The sequence below is a fragment of the Actinotalea sp. JY-7885 genome (assembly GCF_014525465.1).
Lineage (GTDB): Bacteria > Actinomycetota > Actinomycetes > Actinomycetales > Cellulomonadaceae > Actinotalea.
The window spans coordinates 1-4,805 of record NZ_JACEXH010000216.1 but is presented as its reverse complement, the minus strand read 5'-3'; the positions used below and the strand labels follow the sequence as shown (position 1 = coordinate 4,805).

Annotated in this window: 4 protein-coding genes and 1 pseudogene; 4 read left to right on the top strand and 1 reads right to left on the bottom strand. The window is 76.0% G+C overall.

The window, feature by feature from the left end; genetic code table 11:
* Window positions 1–92: 92 nt before the first annotated feature.
* Window positions 93–1,040: a 2,3,4,5-tetrahydropyridine-2,6-dicarboxylate N-succinyltransferase gene (dapD, locus tag IDM29_RS15000; RefSeq protein WP_182113326.1), complete on the bottom strand. Its 948-nt coding sequence runs from the start codon at window positions 1,038–1,040 to the stop codon at window positions 93–95.
* A gap of 63 nt (window positions 1,041–1,103) precedes the next feature.
* Between dapD and dapE the strand changes: the two genes are divergently transcribed.
* From dapE to IDM29_RS14980, 4 genes and pseudogenes are all read left to right on the top strand, one after another.
* Entirely contained in the window at window positions 1,104–2,204 is a 1,101-nt protein-coding gene (dapE, locus tag IDM29_RS14995) for a succinyl-diaminopimelate desuccinylase (protein WP_182113327.1), read from the top strand.
* 10 nt (window positions 2,205–2,214) lie between these two features.
* Entirely contained in the window at window positions 2,215–3,057 is an 843-nt protein-coding gene (locus tag IDM29_RS14990) for a TIGR00730 family Rossman fold protein (RefSeq protein ID WP_182113328.1), read from the top strand.
* Window positions 3,054–4,001: a dihydropteroate synthase gene (folP, locus tag IDM29_RS14985; protein WP_255491777.1), complete on the top strand. Its 948-nt coding sequence runs from the start codon at window positions 3,054–3,056 to the stop codon at window positions 3,999–4,001. The genes IDM29_RS14990 and folP overlap by 4 nt, the downstream gene beginning before the upstream one ends.
* An 80-nt stretch (window positions 4,002–4,081) precedes the next feature.
* Window positions 4,082–4,805, top strand: a pseudogene (locus tag IDM29_RS14980) (hypothetical protein); the annotation flags it as partial.

Genomic DNA, 4,805 nt, shown 5'->3' with positions numbered 1-4,805 from the left:
CGCAGCCGCGGCCGGCGCGGGCGTCGTGACGCGCGGGGGCGACGCGGTCCGCGGCGCGGCGGCGACGGGGCGCTGCGGGGGGCGCGACGGCATCAGTTGGCGTGCAGGTCCGGGTTGAGGGCGATGCCCGTACCCGTCCGGGCGAGAGCCTCGACCGCGCCGGTGACCGAGTTGCGGCGGAACAGCACGCCGTCGCGGCCGGCCAGCTCGCGCGCGGCGACGACGGTGGCCGAGCCGTCGCCGACCAGGGTGACCTTGGTGCCCGCGGTCAGGTACAGCCCTGCCTCGACGACGCAGTCGTCGCCCAGGGGGATCCCGAGCCCGGAGTTGGCGCCGAGGAGCGAGCGGCGGCCGATCGAGATCGTCTCGCGCCCGCCGCCCGAGAGCGTCCCCATGATGGACGCGCCCCCGCCGACGTCGCTGCCGTCTCCCACCACGACGCCCTGCGAGATGCGGCCCTCGACCATGCACACGCCCAGGGTCCCGGCGTTGAAGTTGACGAAGCCCTCGTGCATGACTGTCGTCCCCTCGGCGAGGTGGGCCCCCAGACGCACGCGGTCGGCGTCGGCGATCCGCACCCCGCTCGGCAGCACGTAGTCGACCATGCGCGGGAACTTGTCGACGCCGTGGACGGTCGGCGCGACGCCGTGGGCGGCACGCAGGCGCAGGCGCGTGTCCTCGAACCCGTCGACCGCGCAGGGACCGCGGTCGGTCCACACGACGTTCGGGAGGACCCCGAAGAGCCCGTCGAGGTTCTGCGCGTTGGGCCGCACGAGGCGGTGGGAGAGCAGGTGCAGGCGCAGGTAGCCGTCCACCGTGTCCGTCGGGGGCTCGTCGAGGTCGACGTGGGCCGTCACGAGCTGCGTGCGCACGCGCCGCGCGGCGTCGGTGCCCTCGAGCGCGCGCAGGGCGGAGCGCTCGGCGTCGTCGGACCCGTCGGAGGGCGGCGTGCCCAGCACGGGGCGGGGGTACCAGACGTCCAGGACGGTGCCCTCGGGTGTGACGGTGGCCAGCCCGTGGGCCCAGGCGGTGCGGGTCATGCAGCCAGCGTAGATCGCGGACGTGCGCCGTCCTGCTCCGCGAGACGGTCGTAGGGTCGGGCCATGAGCACCGGTACCCCCGTCCTGGACCTCCGCGGCGACGTCGTGCACCTCGCCCGGGCGCTGTGCGACATCCCCTCGGTCAGCGGCTCCGAGGCGTCGCTCGCCGACGCCGTCGAGGCCGCCCTGCGGACGGTGCCGCACCTGGAGGTGCTGCGCGACGGCGACGCGGTGGTGGCACGCACGAACGCCGGGCACGCCGAGCGGGTGGTGATCGCCGGGCACCTCGACACCGTCCCGGTCGCCGGGAACCTGCCGAGCGAGCTGCGGCCGACCCCGGACGGCGGCACGGAGCTGTGGGGGCGTGGGTCGGTCGACATGAAGGGTGGCGTGGCGGTCCAGCTCGCGGTCGCCGCTGCCGTCTCCCGCCCGACGCGGGACGTCACCTGGGTGTTCTACGACAACGAGGAGGTCGACGCGGACCGCAACGGGCTCGGCCGGCTCGTGCGCGAGCACCCGCAGTGGGTGCGGGGGGACTTCGCCGTCCTGTGCGAGCCCACGGCGGCCGCGATCGAGGGCGGCTGCAACGGGACGTTGCGGGCGCAGGTCCGGGTGACGGGACGGGCCGCCCACTCGGGTCGCGCGTGGCTGGGCGTCAACGCGATCCACGGCGCGGCGCCCGTCCTCGCGCGCCTGGCCGAGTACGAGCCCCGCGCCGTCGACGTCGACGGCCTCGTCTACCGCGAGGGCCTGAACGCGGTGGCGATCTCGGGGGGCATCGCGGGCAACGTCATCCCGGACGAGTGCGTGGTGACGGTCAACTACCGCTTCGCGCCGGAGCGGAGCCTCGAGGCGGCGCAGGCGCACGTGCGCTCGGTCTTCGACGGGTTCGAGGTGACGTTCACCGACGGCGCGCCCGGGGCGCGCCCGGGGCTCGACCACCCCGCCGCTGCCGCGTTCGCGGCGGCCGTCGCGGGCCTGTCGGGCCGGCCGCCGGCGGCCAAGGAGGGCTGGACGGACGTCGCACGCTTCTCCGAGCTCGGTGTCCCCGCCGTGAACTTCGGCCCCGGTGACCCGACGCTCGCCCACGCCGACGACGAGCGGTGCCCGACGGACCAGATCCAGGCGTGCGCCGACGGGCTCCGGGCCTGGCTGACCTCCTAGAGTCGGGGGCATGACGCACGCGAACGGTGAGGCAGACGACAACCTGACGGGCGGTTACCGCAAGGGCCCGGTGCTCCTGCGCCGCGGGATGGTGCCCCAGACCACGAGTGACCAGAACCTGCTCGCGCACGGCACCGACGCGGACTGGGTGCACTCCGACCCGTGGCGCGTGATGCGCATCCAGAGCGAGTTCGTGGAGGGCTTCGGGGCCCTGGCCGAGGTCGGTCCGGCCGTGAGCGTGTTCGGCTCGGCCCGGACGAAGCCCGGCGCACCCGACTACGAGCTCGGCGTGCAGATCGGTCGCGGCCTCGTCGAGGCCGGGTACGCCGTCATCACCGGTGGCGGCCCGGGGATCATGGAGGCGGCCAACAAGGGCGCGTCCGAGGCGGGCGGGCTCTCCGTCGGCCTCGGGATCGAGCTGCCCTTCGAGCAGGGCATGAACCGCTGGGTCGACCTGGGCGTCAACTTCCGCTACTTCTTCGCGCGCAAGACGATGTTCGTCAAGTACGCGCAGGGCTTCGTCGTCCTCCCGGGCGGCTTCGGGACCTTCGACGAGCTCTTCGAGTCCCTGACGCTCGTGCAGACCCACAAGGTCACGGAGTTCCCGATCGTGCTCGTGGGCACCTCCTACTGGCAGGGCCTCATCGACTGGCTGCGAGGTCCGGTCCTCGAGCGCGGCACGATCAGCGCGAAGGACCTCGACCTCATCCAGCTCGTCGACGACCCGGGCGAGGCCGTGCGGCTCGTGTGCGAGCACAGCGCGCGCCTGCGCGCCGAGGAGGAGGCCGTGCGCGCGAACGCCGCCGCCGAGCAGGAGGCGATGCGCGCCGGCTCGGGCGCCTCGCCCGCGTGAGCCACGTCCCGCCGCCGGGCGTGCCGCTGCGCCTGCGAGGGCGGGTCCTGGCGCCGGGTCGCCCGGCCGTCATGGCCGTCGTGAACCGGACGCCGGACTCCTTCTACGCGGCGGCACGCGCGGCCGACGACGACGCCGCGCTCGCGGCCGTCGCACGCGCCGTCGCGGACGGCGCCGACCTCGTGGACATCGGCGGGGTGCGTGCGGGCCGGGGCGCCGAGGTCGACGTCGCCGAGGAGATCCGGCGCGTGGTGCCCCTGGTCGCGGCGGTGCGGCGCGCGTTCCCCGACCTGCCGATCAGCGTCGACACCTGGCGCGGGGAGGTCGCGACGGCCGCGGCGCAGGCCGGGGCGGACCTCGTCAACGACACCTGGGCGGGGTACGACCCGACGTTGGTCGATGTCGCGGCGCGTCACGGCATGGGCCTGGTGTGCTCGCACACGGGCGGCCTGCCGCCGCGCACCGACCCGCTGCGGCCCGAGTACCCGCTCGCGCCGCCCTCGGACGCGACCGGCGCCGGTGCCGGCGTCGGGACCGACCCCCGCGACGGCGTCGTCCAGGACGTCCTGGCGACGCTCGGCGCGGCGGCGGCGCGTGCGGTCGCCGCCGGCGTCGACCCCGCGTCGGTGCTCGTCGACCCGACGCACGACTTCGGCAAGACGACGTGGCACTCGCTGCACCTGACGCGCTGGACGGGTGCCCTCGTGGGCCTCGGGTTCCCCGTGCTCATGGCCCTGAGCCGCAAGGACTTCGTGGGGGAGTCCCTCGACCTGCCCGTCGAGGAGCGTCTCGAGGGCACGCTGGCCGCCACGGCGGTGGCCGCGTGGCTCGGTGCGACCGTCTTCCGGGCGCACGACGTGCGCGCGACCCGGCGCGTCGCCGAGATGGTCGCGGTCGTGCGCGGCGACCTGCCGCCGGCCCGAGCGGTGCGCGGGCTCGCGTGACCGGGGCTCGCGCGGCGGGGGCGCAGGACGTCCCGGAGCGTGCGAGGTGGTCGCCGGCGAGCTGGCCCTGGTGGGCGCAGGTGCTCGCTGTCCACGCCGCCGCGCGCGCCGTCACCGCCGTGCTGCTCCTGGTCGTCGCGGAGCGCCAGGCAGAGAACCTCTGGACGCCCGCGTCGCCGTCGTACCCGCAGTACACGGGCCTGATGTGGGACGCGAGCTGGTACCGGACCATCGCCGAGCAGGGCTACCCCGCCGAGCTGCCGCTCGGGGAGGACGGCCGCGTGCAGCAGAACGCGTGGGCCTTCTTCCCGCTCTACCCGGCGCTCGTCCGGCTCGTCACCGTCCTCACCGGGCAGCCGTGGCAGGTCGCGGCCCCGACGCTGTCGCTGGTGCTCGGCGCCGCGGCGATGCTCGCCGTGCACCGGGCGGTCTCGCTCGGGCTGGCCTCGCCGGCGCTCCCGGTGCCGGGCCGGGTGGTGCCGGGCGGAGCGGCGGGGTCCGGCGGCGGCGCCCGCCTGCCCGAGGGGGTCCGGCGCCACGTGCCGCTGGTGACCGTGGCGGTGCTCACCACCGGGGCGGCCGCGCCGGTGCTCCAGGTGGCCTACACCGAGTCGCTCGCGCTGCTGCTGCTCGCGTGCGCGCTGTGGTGCGTCATGCGGCGGCGCTACCTGCTCGCCGTCCCCGTCGTGCTCGCCCTCGGGCTGACGCGTGCCGTCGCGCTGCCCCTGACGGTCGCGGTGCTGGCGCACGGGTGGGCGCGGTGGCGCGAGCAGCGCGGCGCCGGCCCCGGCGGCGCCGGCCCCG